Below are 17,874 nucleotides of genomic sequence, written 5' to 3'. Positions count from 1 at the left end.
CCCAAAATCTTGGTGTGGGGGTCTTTACTAGCCGTTAAGGCGGGATGAACTTTTTGGCAGCTCTAATAGACTGCCTTTTTAATTTTGGCAACAAACGTATACTTTAGTGAAATGTGGTCTAAGTTTAGGGGAAAAGAAATCTTATACATTAGAGTCTTGAATGAGGAGAATTCTTAATAAACACCCGCTAATCAGGCAGGTTAGGAAAAAAGGTTTGGAGGAAATAAGTCATGGAGAAGAATTGGTATGTTATTCATACATACTCTGGCTATGAAAATAAAGTCAAAACCAATCTGGAAAAACGTGTTGAATCGATGGGGATGTCTGATAAAATCTTTCGTATTTTAGTACCCGTCGAAGAGGAAACGGAAATTAAAAATGGCCAAAAAAAATCGGCGATCAAGAAGGTTTTTCCTGGTTATGTACTCACTGAAATGATTATGACGGATGATTCTTGGTATGTTGTACGAAACACTCCAGGTGTTACTGGATTTGTTGGTTCTTCTGGCTCTGGTTCCAAACCTATACCTCTTCTGCCTGAAGAAGTGGATAGCATACTTAAGCAAATGGGTATGAAAGAAGCACGGACAGATATTGACTTCCAGCTTAAAGAACAAGTCAAAGTGAAGGAAGGTCCGTTTGCTGATTTTGTCGGTAGCATTGAGGATATTGACATTGAAAAAGGCAAAATTAAAGTCCATGTCAATATGTTTGGAAGAGAAACACCCGTTGAATTAGACTTTAATCAAATTGAAAAATTATAAAGGTCTTGCATTCTCTTGTTATTGATTGTATAATTTTGATGTTTGCAAGGTTTTATCTTTTGCCTTCAAGTGAGACATGAAAGCAAGACGATAAGTGGGAGGGGCTAACCCGTTACCACATCATGGACTAAGGAGGTGTGTCTCGTGGCTAAAAAAGTCATTAAAGTTGTTAAATTACAAATCCCTGCAGGTAAAGCTAATCCAGCGCCACCAGTTGGTCCGGCTTTAGGTCAAGCAGGCATTAATATCATGGGTTTCTGTAAAGAATTCAATGCGCGTACTTCAGATCAAGCTGGACTTATTATCCCAGTTGAAATCTCAGTATTTGAAGATCGTTCATTTACTTTTATAACAAAAACTCCACCGGCTGCCGTTCTTCTTAAAAAAGAATGCGGTATCGAATCAGGATCTGGTGAACCTAATACGAAAAAAGTGGCAACAATCAAACGTGATAAAGTACGTGCGATTGCTGAACTCAAAATGCCTGACTTAAATGCTGCTAATGTAGAATCTGCTATGCGTATGGTAGAAGGTACAGCTCGCAGTATGGGCATTGTCGTAGAAGACTAATCACCACTGTTTTCAAAGTTTAACTTTGCTGACAAGTAGAGATGTACATGCTTGCAGCTGGGGTTGCCGGGCATTGTCCGCAACCCTTATTTAGTGGGAGGTAAAACCGCTATAACCACAAAGGAGGAAAATGAAATGGCTAAAAAAGGAAAAAGATATCAAGAAGCTGTAAAAACAATCGATCGTCAAAAGGCGTATGACATTAGCGAAGCTGTAAGCCTTGTTAAACAAGTGGCTTCTGCTAAATTCGATGAATCAATCGATGTCGCCGTTCGTTTAGGTGTAGATACTCGTAAAAACGATCAACAAGTCCGTGGTGCTGTTGTATTACCAAATGGAACAGGTAAAACACAAACGGTTCTCGTCTTTGCAAAAGGTGAAAAAGCGAAAGAAGCAGAAGCAGCAGGTGCTGATTTTGTAGGTGATCAAGAATATATCGCTAAGATCAACAGCGGTTGGTTTGAATTTGATGTCATTGTTGCTACTCCTGACATGATGGCTGAAGTTGGTAAACTTGGTCGTGTCTTAGGACCAAAAGGACTTATGCCTAACCCTAAAACAGGAACGGTTACTTTCGATGTAGCTAAAGCAGTTCAAGAAATTAAAGCAGGTAAAGTAGAATACCGTGCACAAAAAGACGGAAACGTCCATGTACCAATCGGTAAAGTATCTTTTGACGATCAAAAACTTGTCGAAAACTTTGATGTCCTACTAGATACGTTAATTAAAGCTAAACCAGCTGCTGCAAAAGGAACTTACATCAAAAATGTAGCGATTTCTTCAACGATGGGTCCTGGTGTTAAAGTTAGCACACCAGCTAGATAATAATTTTACTAAAGAAACCTCTTCAATCTTTTATTGACATAAAAGATAAAAGATTATATAATAGATTTTGGTTTTAATTGAATAAACCGTAGACAGTAGGAGCGCGAGCGCTTAATGTATTCCTACCGAGGTGATACGAGATTTCTTGATAACAACGAACTTTACTGATGTTTGATAGATGCGTGCCCTCATGTCGACTCGACCTGGGGGCCTTTTCATGAGTTTGTCTCGTAAACTTCCCGCATGGTGTACGGTAAATATCATTAGGAGGTGGATGACGAAATGAGTACGGCTATTGAAGCAAAAAAACAAGTTGTCGGTGAAATTACTGACAAACTTAAACATAGCGTATCAACGATTGTTGTTGATTATCGTGGCCTTGATGTAGCTGAAGTAACTGAACTACGTAAACAACTTCGTGAAGCAGGTGTTGATTTCAAAGTATATAAAAACACTTTGATCAGACGCGCGACTGCAGAAGCTGAATTAACAGCTCTTGATGAAGTTCTAACGGGTCCTACAGCTGTTGCTTTCAGCCCAGAAGACGTTGTTGCTCCAGCGAAAGTACTTCATACTTTTGCGAAAGAACACAAAGCATTGGAAATCAAAGGTGGCATTATCGAAGGTAACTATGCAGCTCTTGAACAAATTCAAGCTCTTGCAGATCTTCCTTCAAGAGAAGGACTTCTCTCTATGTTGCTTAGCGTTCTTCAAGCTCCAATTCGCAACTTGGCACTCGCTACTAAAGCTGTTGCAGAACAAAAAGAAGAGCAAGGTGCTTAATTTAAGGTTTTATTAACAAAAAATAATTTATATGAAATTTAAGGAGGATATATATCATGGCATTGACTAAAGAAGATATCATCGGTGCAGTTAAAGAAATGTCAGTTTTAGAATTAAATGATTTAGTAAAAGCAATTGAAGAAGAATTTGGCGTAACAGCTGCAGCTCCTGTTGCAGTTGTAGGCGGAGCTGCTGGTGAAGGCGCTGCTGAAGAAAAATCTGAATTTGATGTAGTTCTTGCATCTGCAGGTAGCTCAAAAATTAAAGTTATCAAAGTTGTTCGCGAAATCACTGGCCTCGGCTTGAAAGATGCGAAAGAACTTGTAGACAACGCTCCAAAACCTGTTAAAGAAGGCATTGCTAAAGAAGAAGCAGAAGAATTAAAAGCTAAACTTGAAGAAGTTGGCGCTTCTGTAGAACTTAAGTAATTCTTTTTAAAAAACGAGCCCGCTTATAATTAGCGGGCTTTTTTCCACCTTAAGAAGATTATATATGTGCAGCTAACCCTCCGTTTTCGCTTAAAGATGTTGTCGTTGGTTGGTTTTTGTTGTCCTTAACAAAAAAGGATTGACCTGAATGACTATTTGAATCACTATGGTTTGAACAGGGGAATTCAGAGTTGAAGATTCTTCATATTGTTCAAAAAAGGATGGTTTGATTATGGAGCATTATTACTCAAAACAGCCGCAAACGGAAAGTAACAGACACCAATTTGATACGCAAATTAGAAACATTCCATTCAAGTTTACGACCGACAGAGGTGTTTTTTCAAAAGGAGACATTGATTTTGGGAGCCGATGTCTCATTGAATCTTTTACCCTTCCAGAAGTTCCTGGGAATTTATTGGATATGGGGTGTGGGTATGGTCCGATTGGTATCACCTTGGCAAGATGCTATTCTGATCGGCATGTCACAATGGTTGATATAAATGAGAGGGCTGTTCAACTTGCTAAAGAAAATACCCAGCAAAACGGTGTTCAAGCAACGGTTTTTCAAAGCGACCGTTTTGAAAAAGTGGAAGGTATGTTTGCTGCTATTTTAACGAATCCGCCCATTCGTGCGGGAAAACAAGTTGTTCATAGTATTTTTCGTGAAGCACATGGCCATTTGGTCAAAGGTGGAGATCTATGGGTTGTTATTCAAAAGAAACAAGGGGCCCCATCTGCTTTAAAATATCTCGAAGAAATCTATGATGACGTTACAACGGTTAAACGCAATAAAGGCTACTATATTTTTCAAGCAAAAAAGCTTTGACAAATGATACCTATTGTGATAGTATAACTAAATGCCAATAAAATGCACTTTTGTAGGTGTATAGTTTTTTAAGAAAGTGGTTAAACTAATCAAATGTTTTTGTAACACGGTAAGCAAATGTAGTCGTTTACCGATTTTTCAATATGCATGATTTGAGGGGTGAATCAGTTGACAGGTCAACTCGTACAATACGGACGGCACCGCCAACGCAGGAGTTATGCGCGAATAAAAGAAGTGTTAGAACTCCCTAATCTCATTGAAATTCAAACAGCCTCATATCAGTGGTTTCTTGATGAGGGCATCAGGGAAATGTTTCAAGACATTTCTCCAGTAGAAGATTTTACTGGCAATCTTGTTTTAGAGTTTATTGACTATAGCTTAGGAGAACCAAAGTATTCTGTTGATGAATCTAAGTCTCGCGATGTGACATATGCTGCGCCGCTGAGAGTAAAAGTACGTCTCATTAACAAAGAAACCGGGGAAGTTAAGGAGCAAGAAGTCTTTATGGGTGACTTCCCGTTAATGACAGAATCGGGAACTTTTATAATCAATGGAGCTGAGCGCGTTATTGTATCTCAGCTTGTTCGTTCGCCTAGCGTATACTACAATGAAAAGTTCGATAAAAATGGTAAACAAGGCTTTACCGCTACTGTTATTCCAAACCGAGGCGCTTGGTTAGAATATGAGACAGATGCCAAAGATGTCGTTTATGTAAGAATAGACCGGACAAGGAAGCTTCCAGTGACCGTTCTCTTACGTGCGTTAGGGTTTGGCTCTGATCAAGAAATCATCGATTTACTAGGTGAAGATGAGTACCTTAAGAATACCTTAGAAAAGGACAATACTGAAGGTACTGAAAAAGCGTTGATTGAAATTTATGAGCGCCTTCGCCCTGGTGAGCCGCCAACAGTGGATAATGCAAAAAGTTTACTAGAAAGTCGCTTTTTTGATCCAAAACGCTATGACCTTGCAAATGTTGGTCGGTATAAAATAAATAAAAAACTTCACATTAAGAATCGTCTTTTTAATCAAAGACTAGCAGAAAAGTTGATTGATCCTGAAACGGGCGAAATCGTTGCCGATGAAGGAACCTTACTTGATCGTCGTACGTTAGACCGCCTATTACCTATTATTGAAGAGAAAATGGGCTACAACGATTATACACCGGCAGATGGTGTAGCAGAGGGTCAAAATATCACTGTTCAATCAATTAGTGTTTATTCTCCTAATGATGAAGATGGCGATAAAGTAATCAAAGTCATGGGTAATGGGCAAATTGATACATCAGTTAAGCACATTACACCAGCAGATATTTTATCTTCAATTAATTACTTTTTCAATTTATTGCACGGGATTGGCGACACAGATGACATTGATCATTTAGGTAATCGTCGTCTAAGATCTGTGGGTGAATTATTACAAAACCAATTTAGAATTGGTTTATCCAGAATGGAACGTGTAATACGTGAAAGAATGTCGATTCAAGATACCAATGCAGTTACTCCTCAAGCATTAATCAACATTCGACCGGTTATCGCATCGATAAAAGAATTTTTCGGTAGTTCTCAGCTCTCTCAATTCATGGACCAAACGAACCCGCTTGCTGAACTTACGCACAAACGTCGTCTTTCAGCTCTCGGACCAGGTGGTTTGACTAGAGAACGTGCTGGATTTGAAGTTCGTGACGTTCACTATTCTCACTATGGTCGTATGTGTCCGATTGAAACACCTGAGGGACCAAACATTGGATTAATTAACTCGCTATCTAGCTATGCGAGAGTAAATAAATTTGGATTTATTGAAACACCATATCGCAGAGTGGATCCTGAAACCGGCAAAGTAACGGGACATATTGATTATCTAACGGCTGACGAAGAAGATAATTATGTTGTTGCCCAAGCCAATGCCAAACTTGATGATGAAGGTTATTTTGTAGAAGATGAGATCATTTCACGTTTCCGTAGTGAAAACATTGTTGTTAAAAAAGAACGTGTTGACTACATGGATGTTTCACCGAAACAGGTTGTATCTGCCGCTACAGCATGTATTCCGTTCTTAGAGAACGATGACTCTAACCGGGCCTTGATGGGTGCGAACATGCAACGTCAAGCGGTTCCGCTACTTGTTCCAGATTCACCAATCGTCGGAACAGGAATGGAATATGTATCGGCGAGAGATTCAGGTGCAGCTATCCGTGCTAAGCATCGTGGACGCGTTGAGTATGTATCAGCTAAATACATCAAGATTCGTACAATTGAAGAAGTGGGTGGACGAGATGTCGAAGGTGATCTCGTAACTTATAAACTTCAAAAATACGAACGTTCTAACCAAGGAACCTGTTATAATCAAAAACCGATTGTTGAAAAAGGAACGGTTGTTGATAAGGGTGAAATCCTTGCAGATGGTCCATCCATGGATAAAGGTGAATTAGCCTTAGGTCGCAACGTCCTTGTTGGCTTCATGACTTGGGATGGTTATAACTATGAAGATGCGATCATCATGAGTGAGAATCTCGTGAAAAATGATGTCTATACATCGATTCACATTGAAGAATATGAATCGGATGCACGTGACACGAAACTTGGACCAGAAGAAATCACTCGTGATATCCCGAACGTTGGGGAAGACGCTTTGCATAATCTCGATAACCGCGGTATTATTCGAGTCGGTGCGGAAGTGAAAGATGGAGATATACTCGTGGGTAAAGTTACGCCAAAAGGGGTCACCGAACTCACAGCAGAAGAAAGGTTGCTTCACGCTATTTTCGGAGAAAAAGCACGTGAAGTACGTGATACATCACTGAGAGTTCCTCACGGTGGAGGTGGTATCGTCCACGATGTGAAAATCTTCAACCGTGAAGACGGTGATGAATTACCACCAGGTGTAAACGAACTTGTTCGTGTATATATTGTTCAAAAACGTAAAATACACGAAGGTGATAAAATGGCTGGACGTCACGGTAATAAAGGGGTTATCTCTCGTATATTACCTGAAGAAGATATGCCATTTATGCCAGATGGCCGTCCGCTAGATATCATGTTGAACCCTCTTGGTGTGCCGTCTCGGATGAACATCGGTCAAGTATTAGAGTTGCACTTAGGTATGGCTGCCAGAGAATTAGGTTTAAAAGTTGCGACACCAGTATTTGACGGTGCTCGTGAAGATGATGTATGGAATACACTTGCTGAAGCAGGCTTATCAAGAGATGGAAAAACAGTGCTGTATGATGGAAGAACTGGAGAACCATTTGATAACCGTGTATCTGTTGGTATCATGTACATGATCAAACTTGCACACATGGTTGATGATAAACTGCATGCGCGTTCTACGGGGCCATATTCACTCGTTACGCAACAACCTCTTGGTGGTAAAGCACAATTTGGAGGACAACGTTTCGGGGAAATGGAAGTTTGGGCACTTGAAGCATACGGTGCTGCTTACACATTACAAGAAATTCTTACTGTTAAATCAGATGACGTCGTGGGTCGTGTGAAAACATATGAATCTATTGTTAAAGGTGAAAATGTACCTGAACCAGGTGTTCCAGAGTCCTTTAAAGTATTAATCAAAGAACTTCAAAGTCTAGGAATGGATGTTAAGATTCTCTCTGGCACCAAAGAAGAGATTGACATCCGTGATATTGATGACGAAGAGGAACCTGTAAATGAAAACGCAAGTGTGAATGTATAATAATGGATTTCCAACGGCGACCTTGTTCGTCGTTGGTTAAATTCTTTTCTCTAAGCAAAACTTTTAGATTACATTATGATTTGTTTATTCAAATTCTCGGTGAACGATAATAAAACACTGAATTTATAAGGGAGGTTGCCCCCTTGTTGGATGTTAATAAGTTTGAGTACATGAAAATTGGTCTTGCATCACCGGATAAAATAAGATCATGGTCACGCGGGGAAGTAAAAAAACCAGAAACAATAAACTACCGAACACTTAAGCCAGAAAAGGATGGTCTTTTTTGTGAACGTATTTTCGGTCCAACTAAAGACTGGGAGTGTCATTGCGGTAAATACAAACGTGTAAGATACAAAGGTGTTGTTTGTGATCGTTGTGGTGTTGAAGTTACGCGTGCAAAAGTACGTCGAGAACGGATGGGTCACATTGAATTAGCTGCACCTGTTTCACATATTTGGTATTTTAAAGGGATACCAAGCCGAATGGGCCTTCTATTAGACATGTCGCCTCGTGCTCTAGAAGAAGTTATCTATTTTGCATCATATGTTGTGACTGATGTTGGCGATACGCCACTTGAGAAAAAACAATTGTTATCCGAAAAAGAATATCGTAACTATCGTGAAAAATATGGTAATACTTTCAAAGCAGGCATGGGTGCAGAAGCCATTAAAAAACTTCTCCAAGATGTTGAGTTAGCGAAAGAAGCGGATGCTTTAAAAGAGGAGCTTCACACAGCTCAAGGTCAACGCCGTACGCGTGCCATCAAACGACTTGAAGTTCTTGAAGCATTCAGAAATTCTGAAAACGATCCTACATGGATGATTTTAGATGTTCTTCCTGTTATACCGCCAGAACTTAGACCAATGGTTCAACTAGATGGTGGTCGTTTTGCAACATCTGACTTAAACGATCTTTATCGCCGGGTCATTAACCGTAATAATCGTTTAAAACGGTTGCTTGACTTGGGTGCACCTAGCATTATTGTACAAAACGAAAAACGTATGCTACAAGAAGCTGTCGATGCATTAATCGATAATGGACGTCGCGGTAGACCTGTAACAGGTCCAGGTAACCGTCCATTAAAATCGTTATCTCATATGTTGAAAGGGAAGCAAGGTCGTTTCAGACAAAACCTTCTCGGTAAACGTGTTGACTACTCAGGCCGTTCGGTTATCGTCGTTGGTCCAAATCTTCACATGTACCAATGTGGATTGCCTAAGGAAATGGCGCTTGAACTCTTCAAACCATTTGTCATGAAAGAACTTGTGGCCAAAGGGATTGCGCATAATATTAAGAGTGCAAAACGTAAGGTTGAAAAAATTCATCCTGATGTTTGGGGCGTTCTTGAAGAGGTTATTAAGGAACATCCAGTCCTTCTTAACCGTGCACCGACGTTGCACAGACTGGGTATCCAAGCCTTTGAACCTACGATCGTAGAAGGCCGAGCTATTCGTTTGCACCCGCTCGTATGTACAGCATATAACGCTGACTTTGATGGTGACCAAATGGCTGTTCACGTACCTCTATCTGCAGAAGCACAAGCAGAAGCAAGGTTACTCATGCTGGCTGCACAAAACATCTTGAATCCGAAAGATGGTAAACCAGTTGTTACGCCTTCGCAGGATATGGTGCTTGGAAACTATTACTTAACCCTTGAAAGAAAAGGGGCTATCGGTGAAGGGAAAGTCTTTAAAGATGACAATGAAGCCGTTATGGCTTATCAAAACGGCTACGTACACTTGCATACTCGTATTGCAGTGCCAGCTTCATCTGTTCATAATGAGACTTTTACAGAAGAACAAAACAAACAGTATTTATTAACCACGGTTGGTAAGTTAATCTTTAATAAAATCTTACCTAAATCATTCCCTTATATGAATGAACCGACAAAATACAACCTTGAAGTTGCAACGCCGGACAAATATTTTGTTCCAATGGGAACGAATGTATCCGATGAAATAAAAGCACGTGATGAAGTTTCACCATTTAAAAAAGGTATGCTTGGTGACATCATTGCTGAAGTGTTTAAACGTTTCAGAATGACAGAAACCTCGAAAATGCTTGACCGTATGAAATCGCTTGGCTTTGCTTATTCAACTAAAGCAGGGATTACAGTAGGTGTCGCGGATATTATCGTGTTACCTGAAAAACAAGATATTCTTAACGAAGCTGAGGAAAAAGTCAATAAAGTATTAAAACAGTTCAGAAGAGGTCTTATAACAGAAGAAGAACGTTATGAACGCGTTGTCTCCATTTGGAGTCGTGCGAAGGATACCATCCAAGCCAAACTGATGAACTCTCTTGAAAAAACGAACCCTATTTTCATGATGAGTGATTCTGGAGCTCGTGGTAACGCCTCTAACTTTACTCAGCTCGCTGGTATGCGTGGATTGATGGCAAACCCATCTGGACGTATTATCGAACTTCCAATTCGTTCTAGTTTCCGTGAAGGATTAACTGTTCAAGAATACTTCATATCCACACACGGTGCCCGTAAAGGTCTTGCCGATACGGCCCTTAAAACGGCTGACTCGGGTTACTTGACTCGTCGTCTTGTTGATGTTGCCCAAGATGTCATTGTGCGCGAAGAAGACTGTGGAACAGATCAAGGGCTCGTTGTTCGTGCGATTAAAGAAGGTAATGAAGAAATTGAGAGTTTATATGATCGTTTAGTTGGGCGTACAGCACATGAAACGGTATATAACCCTGAGAACGATGAAATTCTTGTCAAAAAAGGCGAAGAAATTGATGAAGATACGGCTGCTAAAATTGTTGGCGCTGGCATCGATGAAGTCAGCATTCGCTCGGTATTCAAATGTGCAACAAGACACGGTGTTTGTAAAAAATGCTACGGCCGTAACTTAGCTACAGGCTCGGAAGTTGAAGTCGGTGAAGCTGTTGGTATTATCGCTGCACAATCTATCGGTGAGCCTGGTACACAGTTAACCATGCGTACATTCCACACTGGTGGGGTTGCTGGTGATGATATCACACAGGGTCTTCCTCGTATTCAAGAGTTATTTGAAGCGAGAAATCCAAAAGGGCAGGCAACCATTACCGAACTATCTGGTAAAGTAACGGCTATCAATGAGCTCAAAGATAAACGTGAAGTGACCATTCAAGGAGAACTTGAATCACGCAGCTACTCAGTACCTCTAGGTGCGAGATTAAAAGTGGCTGTTGGCGACGAAGTTGTTCCAGGTCAGGTTCTAACGGAAGGATCTATTGATCCAAAAGAACTGCTTCATGTAGCTGGCGTCTCAGGAGTACAAAAATATCTCCTTCGAGAGGTTCAAAAAGTATACCGTATGCAAGGGGTAGAAGTTGGCGATAAACACGTTGAGGTTATGGTTCGTCAAATGATGCGTAAAATTAGAGTCACAGATTCTGGAGATACAAACATCTTGCCGGGTGCTTTAGTAGATATTCATGCATTCAAAGACGTTAATAGAGATGTATTGCTTGCAGAAAACGTCCCTGCAACAGGAAGACCTGTTCTTCTTGGAATTACAAAAGCATCTCTTGAAACAGAATCGTTCTTATCTGCTGCATCCTTCCAGGAAACGACTCGTGTTCTAACGGATGCTGCTATTAAAGGTAAAAGCGATGAGCTTCTCGGCTTGAAAGAGAATGTTATCATTGGTAAACTTGTCCCAGCAGGAACAGGGATGCCAAACTATCGTGACATCAAAACGGCTAAAACAATGGAATCTGAAGAGAAAATCGAAGGCCAAGTGGCTGAAAAAGAAGAACTTGTAAATCAAGAAAGCTAAAGAGTATTGACAAGGAGGAGTGCTCGGTGTTATTATAACTGAGTGCTCCTGACACCTTGTTGCTTTGGAGGATATCAGTATGTCTTATGATAAAGTAACACAGGCGAAAAGCGGAATAATTATTGGTACGAAGCAGGCGCTCAAAGCTCTTAAAGACAACCAGATTAAAGAAGTTGTTGTTGCTGAAGACGCCGATTATCGTGTGATCAATAAAGTCATAGAACTAGCTCAACAGCTAAATGTACCGATACATGCAGTTGACTCAATGAAGAAGCTTGGTAAAGCTTGTGGCATTGATGTTGGTGCAGCAGCGGTCGCTATAAAAAGATAATGTTTTTGCATCAAGCTTTTTTATTGTGCAAAAACAAATTTTTTGATCAAAAATGAACCGCCTGGATCAGTGGGTTTAAAATATTCGAAGGGAGGAAAAAATAATGCCTACAATTAATCAACTTATTCGTCAAGGACGTAAGTCTAAAACGAAAAAATCAGATTCACCAGCACTTAACAGAGGTTATAACAGCTTCAAAAAATCTTTAACAAATGAATCTTCTCCACAAAAACGTGGTGTATGTACTCGTGTTGGTACGTTAACTCCAAAAAAACCGAACTCAGCACTTCGTAAATATGCACGTGTTCGTTTGTCAAACAACATTGAAGTGAATGCTTATATCCCTGGTATTGGTCACAACTTACAAGAACACAGCGTTGTCCTTATTCGCGGTGGTCGTGTAAAAGACCTTCCTGGTGTACGTTATCACATCGTGCGTGGAGCTCTTGATACAGCAGCTGTTAATGACCGTAAACAAGGTCGTTCAAAATACGGTGCAAAAAAACCTAAATAATTCTAAATAAACCTGAAAGGAGGGGTTATGATGCCAAGAAAAGGTCCTGTTGAAAAGCGAGATGTATTGCCAGATCCGCTTTACAATTCAAAACTCGTTACTCGTTTAATCAACCGAATCATGAAAGACGGTAAAAGAGGAATTGCTCAAAAAATCCTTTATAAAGCATTTGATTTAGTCAAGGAACGTACTAATCAAGACCCTATGGAAGTGTTTGATCAGGCACTTAAAAACGTTATGCCTGTTTTAGAAGTTAAAGCTCGTCGTGTAGGTGGATCAAACTACCAAGTACCAGTGGAGGTGCGTCCAGAACGTCGTACAACACTTGGTCTCCGCTATCTCGTGAATTACTCACGTCTTCGTGGCGAAAAAACGATGGTAGAAAGACTTGCCAATGAAATCATTGATGCTTCTAACAATACGGGTGCTTCAGTTAAGAAACGTGAAGATATGCACAAAATGGCCGAAGCTAACAAAGCATTCGCCCACTATCGCTGGTAAGAAAAATACTATAAGGAAGGAGAGAACAAGATGGCTAGAGAATTCTCCTTGGAAAAGACTCGTAATATCGGTATCATGGCTCACATTGATGCTGGTAAGACAACAACAACAGAACGTATCCTTTTCTATTCTGGTCGTATCCACAAAATTGGTGAAACACATGAAGGTGCTTCACAAATGGACTGGATGGAGCAAGAGCAAGAACGCGGTATCACGATTACATCTGCTGCGACAACAGCTCAGTGGAACAACCACCGCGTCAACATCATTGATACACCTGGACACGTCGACTTTACTGTAGAAGTTGAACGTTCACTTCGTGTACTTGACGGTGCTGTCGCAGTTCTTGATGCTCAATCAGGCGTAGAACCACAAACAGAAACGGTTTGGCGTCAAGCAACAACATACGGCGTTCCACGTATTGTGTTTGTTAATAAAATGGATAAAATCGGCGCTGATTTCTTGTACTCCATGAAGACCATGCACGATCGTCTTCAAGCGAATGCACATCCAATTCAGTTACCAATCGGAGCTGAAGATAATTTCGAAGGCATTATCGACCTTGTAGAAATGAAAGCCTATTACTATGAAGACGATTTAGGAACTCGAACGGATGCACGTGAAATTCCAGATGAATACAAAGATCAAGCACAAGAATACCATGACAAACTCGTTGAAGCAGTTTGTGAGCTTGATGAAGATTTAATGATGAAATATCTTGAAGGTGAAGAAGTTACTGTAGAAGAACTCAAAGCTGGTATCCGTAAAGGTACTTGTGATGTTAAATTATATCCAATGCTTTGTGGTTCCGCTTTTAAAAACAAAGGGGTTCAACTTGTTCTTGACGCGGTAATCGACTACCTTCCTTCACCACTTGATGTACCATCTATTAAAGGGGTTATCCCTGATACTGAAGAAGAAGTAGAGCGTCATGCAGATGACAAAGAACCATTCTCTGCGCTTGCTTTCAAAGTTATGACCGATCCTTATGTTGGTAAATTAACGTTCTTCCGTGTTTATTCTGGTACAGCTGATGCTGGTTCATATGTTCAAAACTCGACAAAAGGTAAACGTGAACGTTTGGGGCGTATTCTTCAAATGCATGCCAACCACAGAAATGAAATCAAAACGGTTTATTCTGGGGACATCGCTGCTGCAGTAGGTTTGAAAGATACGACAACAGGAGATACTCTCTGTGATGAGAAAAATCTCGTTATCCTAGAATCTATGGAATTCCCTGAACCTGTTATCCACGTCGCTATTGAGCCTAAGTCAAAAGCAGACCAAGATAAAATGGGTGCTGCACTTGCAAAACTTGCCGAAGAAGATCCGACTTTTAAAACGGAAACAAATGAAGAAACCGGGCAAACAATCATCGGTGGTATGGGTGAACTTCACCTAGACATTATTGTTGACCGTCTTCGTCGTGAATTCAAAGTTGATGCTAATGTTGGTGCGCCTCAAGTAGCCTATCGTGAAACAATTAAAAAAGCAGGTAGAGTTGAAGGAAAATTTGTTCGTCAATCAGGTGGACGTGGACAATACGGACACGTTTGGATCGAGTTCGAACCACTTGAAGAAGGCGGCGGATTTGAATTTGAAAATAAAATCGTCGGTGGGGTTGTTCCTCGTGAATATATTCCAGCGGTTGAAGCCGGCTTAAAAGATTCACTTCAAAATGGTTTGCTAGCAGGCTATCCTTTAATTGACATAAAAGCAAGACTTGTTGATGGATCTTATCATGATGTTGACTCAAACGAAATGGCATTTAAGATTGCAGCGTCTATGGCTCTTAAAAAAGCTAAAGACGCATGTGCTCCAGTTATTCTTGAGCCAATCATGAAAGTAGAAGTTGTTATGCCTGAAGAATATCTCGGTGATATTATGGGTGATATTACGAGCCGTCGCGGACGCGTTGATGGTATGGAAGCTCGTGCTGGTGCGCAGGTCGTTAATGCACATGTTCCACTTGCTGAAATGTTTGGCTATGCAACGACACTTCGTTCAAGCACTCAAGGCCGTGGTACTTACTCTATGCAATTTGATCACTATGAAGCAGTTCCTAAAGCTGTAAGTGAAGAAATCATTTCTAAAGCAACCGGTGCATAAGTCTCATATAATTGTTTAGATGACTAATGAGTTTTGGTTGTGTAATCATTCGTTTTATTGTAAGCTAAGTGGTGGACAGTGGATCTCTACTTGTCCCCCTCTTACTACAAATAAATATACTTAAAACTTTCTTTTAGAGATTAAAGGAGGAAATATACTCATGGGTAAAGCAAAATACGAACGCTCTAAACCGCATGTTAATATCGGTACAATCGGTCACGTTGACCATGGTAAAACAACTTTAACAGCAGCTATCACTACTGTTCTTGCTAAAACAGGTGGTGCTGAAGCTCGCGCTTACGATTCAATTGATGGTGCTCCAGAAGAACGTGAACGTGGTATTACAATCTCAACTGCACACGTTGAGTATGAAACTGAAAATCGTCACTATGCACACGTTGACTGCCCAGGACACGCTGACTATGTAAAAAACATGATCACTGGTGCAGCTCAAATGGACGGAGCTATCCTAGTTGTATCTGCAGCTGATGGCCCAATGCCACAAACTCGTGAACACATCCTTCTTTCTCGTCAATGTGGTGTTCCTTCAATCGTTGTATTCTTAAACAAATGCGACATGGTTGATGACGAAGAATTACTTGAACTTGTTGAAATGGAAGTTCGCGATCTACTTACTGAATATGAATTCCCTGGCGATGACGTTCCAGTTATCAAAGGTTCTGCATTGAAAGCTCTTCAAGGCGATGCTAAATACGAAGAAGCGATTCATGAACTTATGAAAGAAGTTGATGAATACATTCCAACTCCAGAACGTGACACTGATAAACCATTCATGATGCCAGTCGAAGATGTATTCTCTATCACTGGTCGTGGAACAGTTGCAACTGGCCGTGTAGAACGTGGTCAAGTTAAAGTCGGTGACGAAGTTGAAATCTTAGGTTTGACTGAAGCTCCTAAGAAAACAACTGTAACTGGTGTTGAAATGTTCCGTAAACTTCTCGACTTTGCTGAAGCTGGTGACAACATTGGTGCCCTCTTACGTGGTGTTGACCGTACTGACGTAGAACGTGGTCAAGTACTCGTAAAACCAGGCACTGTAAATGCACACAAAAAATTCAGCGCTGAAGTTTATGTTTTAACTAAAGAAGAAGGTGGCCGTCATACTCCATTCTTCTCTAACTATCGTCCACAATTCTATTTCCGTACAACTGATGTAACTGGTACAATCAGCCTTCCAGAAGGTGTGGAAATGGTTATGCCTGGCGATAACGTAACAATGACTGTTGAATTGATCGCTCCAATCGCTATCGAAGACGGTACTAAATTCACAATTCGTGAAGGCGGACGTACTGTTGGTGCGGGCGTTGTATCTTCAATCAACGAATAATAACTTTATCTTCAAAAGAGTGCCTTTTACGGCACTCTTTTTTTAATCCGAAAAAACATGATCACTAAAAGGGTCTTACAAATGGGTATGTTTACATATTACCAGTTAGAACTTGAGAAAGAATAATTGAGGATCTAATTCTAAAGCAAAGACTTTATGCAAGTTCAAATGCACGGAAAAAATAGGAATAAATTACTTTCATAAAACATTTGATCTTTGCTTTAAAAGTTTATATAATAGACAAAGTGAAATTAAACAGTAGTTATTGAGATTACTCTTGCACTGGCGCCTATGTCAGTGTATAATAGAGTGGTTGGGTATAGCGATGATGCGGAAGGTTGCGGACACACCCGGCTCCTTTGCCAAGGTGGGTTGTTCGGATATTTTCGCGGAGTAGTCTGTTTCCAAAAATGGGCGAAAAGGAGGGAATTATCATGGCAAAGCAAAAAATTCGTATTCGTTTGAAAGCTTATGATCATCGTATTTTAGATTCATCAGCAGAAAAAATTGTAGACACTGCAAAACGTTCGGGGGCTAAGGTATCGGGGCCGATCCCATTGCCAACTGAAAAATCAATCTACACAATTCTTCGTGCTGTTCATAAATACAAAGATTCTCGCGAACAATTCGAAATGCGCACGCATAAGCGTTTAATTGATATTGTAGAGCCAACACCACAAACGGTTGATTCATTGATGAGATTGGATCTTCCATCAGGTGTAGACATTGAAATCAAATTATAAAATTAAATGAAATTAATAGGAGGTGTTACGGATGACCAAAGGAATCTTAGGGAAAAAAATCGGCATGACACAAATCTTTTCTGATAACGGTGATGTGATCCCTGTAACGGTGGTTGAAGCAGCTAACAACGTTGTTCTTCAAAAGAAAACCGTTGAAAGTGATGGTTACGCAGCGATTCAAGTTGGTTTCGATGATCAAAAAGAATCACGCGCAACTAAACCAGAAAAAGGTCTTGCTGAAAAAGCTAAAACAGCGCCTAAGCGCTTCATTAAGGAATTCCGTGATGTAAATCTTGACGAGTATGAACTCGGACAAGAAATTAAAGTAGATGTGTTTAAATCTGGAGACGTTGTTGATGTTACTGGAACTTCAAAAGGTAAAGGCTTTGCAGGTTCAATCAAACGTCACAACCAATCTCGTGGACCTATGGCACACGGCTCTCGTTATCACCGTCGTCCTGGTTCAATGGGTGCAGTTGATGCGGCTCGAGTATTTAAAGGTAAAGCTCTCCCTGGACGTATGGGTGGAGAACAAATCACTGTACAAAACCTTGAAATCGTAAGAGTAGATACTGATCGTAATCTTTTATTAATCAAAGGCAACGTACCAGGAGCTAAAAAAAGCTATCTTGCGATCAAAAGTGCTGTAAAAGCTAAATAAGAAAGGAG

The 17,874-nt window shown here is 40.4% G+C and carries 15 protein-coding genes and 1 other annotated feature; all 15 genes read left to right on the top strand.

The window, feature by feature from the left end:
- The first annotated feature begins 230 nt into the window (after positions 1-230).
- On the top strand, positions 231-764 hold the full coding sequence (gene nusG / locus FG390_RS13120) for a transcription termination/antitermination protein NusG (RefSeq protein WP_141191492.1): 534 nt from the start codon (positions 231-233) through the stop codon (positions 762-764).
- 144 nt (positions 765-908) lie between these two features.
- Positions 909-1,334 carry a 50S ribosomal protein L11 gene (gene rplK, locus FG390_RS13115; RefSeq protein ID WP_141191491.1) on the top strand — a complete coding sequence of 142 codons (426 nt, stop codon included), beginning with the start codon at positions 909-911 and terminating at the stop codon, positions 1,332-1,334.
- A 135-nt stretch (positions 1,335-1,469) separates the two neighbouring features.
- Positions 1,470-2,159, top strand: coding sequence for a 50S ribosomal protein L1 (rplA, locus tag FG390_RS13110; protein ID WP_141191490.1), 690 nt, complete (start codon positions 1,470-1,472; stop codon positions 2,157-2,159).
- A gap of 68 nt (positions 2,160-2,227) precedes the next feature.
- Positions 2,228-2,385 (top strand) — a sequence feature (ribosomal protein L10 leader region).
- Positions 2,386-2,441: 56 nt separating this feature from the next.
- Positions 2,442-2,942, top strand: a complete 501-nt coding sequence (gene rplJ / locus FG390_RS13105; protein ID WP_141191489.1) for a 50S ribosomal protein L10 — start codon at positions 2,442-2,444, stop codon at positions 2,940-2,942.
- 56 nt (positions 2,943-2,998) lie between these two features.
- Complete coding sequence (gene rplL, locus FG390_RS13100) at positions 2,999-3,370, top strand: 50S ribosomal protein L7/L12 (protein ID WP_141191488.1); 372 nt, start codon at positions 2,999-3,001, stop codon at positions 3,368-3,370.
- 229 nt (positions 3,371-3,599) lie between these two features.
- Positions 3,600-4,196, top strand: coding sequence for a class I SAM-dependent methyltransferase (locus tag FG390_RS13095; protein ID WP_141191513.1), 597 nt, complete (start codon positions 3,600-3,602; stop codon positions 4,194-4,196).
- A 168-nt stretch (positions 4,197-4,364) separates the two neighbouring features.
- Positions 4,365-7,886, top strand: coding sequence for a DNA-directed RNA polymerase subunit beta (rpoB, locus tag FG390_RS13090; RefSeq protein WP_141191487.1), 3,522 nt, complete (start codon positions 4,365-4,367; stop codon positions 7,884-7,886).
- A gap of 143 nt (positions 7,887-8,029) precedes the next feature.
- Positions 8,030-11,659: a DNA-directed RNA polymerase subunit beta' gene (gene rpoC / locus FG390_RS13085; RefSeq protein ID WP_141191486.1), complete on the top strand. Its 3,630-nt coding sequence runs from the start codon at positions 8,030-8,032 to the stop codon at positions 11,657-11,659.
- 79 nt (positions 11,660-11,738) lie between these two features.
- The gene (locus FG390_RS13080) at positions 11,739-11,990 is read left to right on the top strand and encodes a 50S ribosomal protein L7ae-like protein (protein WP_141191485.1); all 252 of its coding nucleotides are present in this window, start codon (positions 11,739-11,741) and stop codon (positions 11,988-11,990) included.
- Between the two features lie 103 nt (positions 11,991-12,093).
- A complete protein-coding gene (gene rpsL / locus FG390_RS13075; RefSeq protein ID WP_141191484.1) occupies positions 12,094-12,504 on the top strand; it encodes a 30S ribosomal protein S12 in 411 nt (136 codons plus the stop codon).
- Positions 12,505-12,534: 30 nt separating this feature from the next.
- On the top strand, positions 12,535-13,005 hold the full coding sequence (rpsG, locus tag FG390_RS13070; protein ID WP_141191512.1) for a 30S ribosomal protein S7: 471 nt from the start codon (positions 12,535-12,537) through the stop codon (positions 13,003-13,005).
- 30 nt (positions 13,006-13,035) lie between these two features.
- On the top strand, positions 13,036-15,114 hold the full coding sequence (gene fusA / locus FG390_RS13065; RefSeq protein ID WP_141191483.1) for an elongation factor G: 2,079 nt from the start codon (positions 13,036-13,038) through the stop codon (positions 15,112-15,114).
- 160 nt (positions 15,115-15,274) lie between these two features.
- Positions 15,275-16,462 (top strand): elongation factor Tu, encoded by a 1,188-nt coding sequence (gene tuf, locus FG390_RS13060; protein ID WP_141191482.1) that lies wholly within the window; start codon positions 15,275-15,277, stop codon positions 16,460-16,462.
- Between the two features lie 434 nt (positions 16,463-16,896).
- Positions 16,897-17,205 carry a 30S ribosomal protein S10 gene (gene rpsJ / locus FG390_RS13055; RefSeq protein ID WP_141191481.1) on the top strand — a complete coding sequence of 103 codons (309 nt, stop codon included), beginning with the start codon at positions 16,897-16,899 and terminating at the stop codon, positions 17,203-17,205.
- A 31-nt stretch (positions 17,206-17,236) separates the two neighbouring features.
- Positions 17,237-17,866: a 50S ribosomal protein L3 gene (gene rplC / locus FG390_RS13050; RefSeq protein WP_141191480.1), complete on the top strand. Its 630-nt coding sequence runs from the start codon at positions 17,237-17,239 to the stop codon at positions 17,864-17,866.
- Positions 17,867-17,874: the final 8 nt, after the last annotated feature.

Origin of the sequence: Terrilactibacillus laevilacticus, assembly GCF_006517395.1 — a bacterium.
Taxonomy (GTDB): Bacteria; Bacillota; Bacilli; order Bacillales; family Sporolactobacillaceae; genus Terrilactibacillus; species Terrilactibacillus laevilacticus.
This window is presented reverse-complemented; position numbering and strand designations above follow the sequence as displayed.

Coding starts and splice junctions, on each gene's coding strand:
- nusG (WP_141191492.1), top strand. CDS start 231: ATGGAGAAGAATTGGTATGTTATTCATACATACTCTGGCTATGAAAAT.
- rplA (WP_141191490.1), top strand. CDS start 1,470: ATGGCTAAAAAAGGAAAAAGATATCAAGAAGCTGTAAAAACAATCGAT.
- rplJ (WP_141191489.1), top strand. CDS start 2,442: ATGAGTACGGCTATTGAAGCAAAAAAACAAGTTGTCGGTGAAATTACT.
- rplL (WP_141191488.1), top strand. CDS start 2,999: ATGGCATTGACTAAAGAAGATATCATCGGTGCAGTTAAAGAAATGTCA.
- FG390_RS13080 (WP_141191485.1), top strand. CDS start 11,739: ATGTCTTATGATAAAGTAACACAGGCGAAAAGCGGAATAATTATTGGT.
- rpsL (WP_141191484.1), top strand. CDS start 12,094: ATGCCTACAATTAATCAACTTATTCGTCAAGGACGTAAGTCTAAAACG.
- rpsG (WP_141191512.1), top strand. CDS start 12,535: ATGCCAAGAAAAGGTCCTGTTGAAAAGCGAGATGTATTGCCAGATCCG.
- fusA (WP_141191483.1), top strand. CDS start 13,036: ATGGCTAGAGAATTCTCCTTGGAAAAGACTCGTAATATCGGTATCATG.
- tuf (WP_141191482.1), top strand. CDS start 15,275: ATGGGTAAAGCAAAATACGAACGCTCTAAACCGCATGTTAATATCGGT.
- rpsJ (WP_141191481.1), top strand. CDS start 16,897: ATGGCAAAGCAAAAAATTCGTATTCGTTTGAAAGCTTATGATCATCGT.
- rplC (WP_141191480.1), top strand. CDS start 17,237: ATGACCAAAGGAATCTTAGGGAAAAAAATCGGCATGACACAAATCTTT.